Here is a 2,099-nt window from a genome sequence, read left to right on the forward strand (position 1 = left end):
TGCCAGAGCCAGTAACTACGAACGGCCTCGTGGTCGCCAGTGAATCCACCGTCAACCCGGATGGCGTCCAATTCGATTTCCTCACCACTCGAAATGGGACGTCCTCCCAACGCTTCTCCAAGGTCGGTCCGGAGCACGTCGTAGTTGCCACGAGCAGCCGACTATTCAGCCACTACGACGGAACAGACGGGATGCAACTGGATGCGTGGAGTCTCAGTGGTGGCGAGAAATTGTGGTCGTGGAGCGAAGATATGTCAAGTCACCCACCGCTGCAACCCGTCGTTGCGGGAGGTCTCGTCCACGTAGCAACACCGACGAGTCATTCGACCTCGATGGCGTACGGGTTCACGCCGGATGGGAAGGTCGAGTGGAAAACACGGTTTGGGGGGTCAACACTCACTCTGGTCCCCCCGGCTGCAACGGCCCGCACGCTGGTCCACCCGAAGTCAGACGGGTTCACCGTCTTCGATACGCAAACCGGTGAATATCGGTGGGAGACCGACTGGACCGATTCGACCCACTGGTCCGGGTCGTCCCGGACGATGTCCGCCGCCCCGGTCATCTACGACGAACTACTTTACACATCGGCCCACGGTCGGGTGGCCGTCTACGACCTCGAAGAGAAACGAGACCCACGATGGGTCAACGAACAGGGCGACAGCAGGAGCGTCCGAATCGCCGCCATCGATGAAGCTCACGTGTATCTGACGCAGTTCGGAGGAGCACTCACCGCCCTTCACGCTGACGACGGAACCATCGACTGGACGCTCGGGTTCCGTGACCTCCATCCTGCTGCGACCGGACAGACGGCGGCGACACTGTGTGATGGGAAACTCTACGTCGGCGTCTACGCGGAGGAAGACGACCACCAACCCAGACTCGCCATCGTCGACGCTGAGTCCGGGGAAATAGACAAACGAACAGCCCTTCCTGCCGTACCCAAATCCGGTCCGATACTATCCAACGGGACAGTTGTCCTGCGGACGAGAGAAGGATTCGTCGGCCTCCGGTAGCCCGGGCTCGCGTGGGCTGCCTAACAGGCAGACAGCCACCGTACCTTAGCCCCTGGCCCGCGAACATCCCACTATGAACGGTCCTGAGCCATCCGGCCCGTGGTCGCGCGAACGCGTCGAGGAGTTCCTGACGATGACGACGATTCCCGTCAGACTCTCGTGTCGAACCCCGGCGGACGACCTCTGGATGCTCTCGTTGTGGTACGAGTGGGACGCCGAGCAGTCCGAACTTCGATGCGCCACCTCGGCCGACGCCGACGTGGTTCGGTTCCTTCGCGCACACGACGACGTCGCCTTCGAAATCTCGACGAACGACCCGCCGTATCGCGGCGTCCGCGGACGGGGAACCACGACCGTCGAAGCCGACGAGCAAAAGACGGTGCTCCGGCGGCTTATCGGCCGCTATCTCGGTGACGACGATACCCCGCTGGCCGAGCGACTGTTGTCGCCCGAGCGCGACGAAGTGACGATTCGAATCCGGCCCACGAAGTTGCATACGTGGGACTACGCGAGTCGAATGAGTTCATCAAAATAACCCCAAACGGGGCCGGTGCCGCGCGGAGAGGGGCTTTGTTGCCCGCGCGGCGTACGAAAAGTGGGTGTTTGGAGGGTTGTACGAGGGTAGGTCAGCGGAACCCGATTACCGACGCCGGGCGGCGATAAGTGCCGCCGCGACAAGGGCGATGAGGGCAACGACGAGACCGAATCCGGGCGCTTCGGCGGACGAATCGGTCGTCGGTTCGTCGGTCGTGTCGCCCATCTCGTCGTCCGTCATTTCGTCGTCTGTCATCGTCTCAGTCTCCATCGGCGTCCCGGTGTCCGTGCCTTCGACCGTGTAGGCCGCCGTGTCGACGACCGCGCTGCCATTCGCCACGTACGGACCGTCGTCAGCGCCTTCGCTGGTCAGGAAGTCGTAGGCCTCGTTGCCGTTGGTGTCTCTGTGCGCCATCGGAACGAGCGTGCCAGACTCTTCGAGCGGCGTGTCGAGGGTGATTTCGACGTTCTCGTGCGTGCCGGGTTCGAGGTATTCGGTCGTTCCGCGGACGCTTTCGAAGACCTCACCGTCGGTGACCGTCGCGTCGTGAA

At 62.5% G+C, this 2,099-nt stretch carries 3 protein-coding genes; 2 read left to right on the forward strand and 1 reads right to left on the reverse strand.

Annotated features, from left to right (window positions below; translation table 11 throughout):
• The first annotated feature begins 29 nt into the window (after window positions 1-29).
• The gene (locus QT222_RS01955) at window positions 30-1,013 is read left to right on the forward strand and encodes an outer membrane protein assembly factor BamB family protein (RefSeq protein WP_491476137.1); all 984 of its coding nucleotides are present in this window, start codon (window positions 30-32) and stop codon (window positions 1,011-1,013) included.
• A 73-nt stretch (window positions 1,014-1,086) separates the two neighbouring features.
• Window positions 1,087-1,548, forward strand: coding sequence for a pyridoxamine 5'-phosphate oxidase family protein (locus QT222_RS01960; protein WP_491476135.1), 462 nt, complete (start codon window positions 1,087-1,089; stop codon window positions 1,546-1,548).
• Between the two features lie 105 nt (window positions 1,549-1,653).
• On the opposite strand, the gene QT222_RS01965 is transcribed toward QT222_RS01960, so the two are convergent.
• Window positions 1,654-2,099: DUF7282 domain-containing protein (locus QT222_RS01965; RefSeq protein WP_491476136.1), on the reverse strand; the 446-nt coding region annotated here is incomplete at its 5' end.

It is taken from the genome of Haloferax sp. s1 (assembly GCF_058382125.1).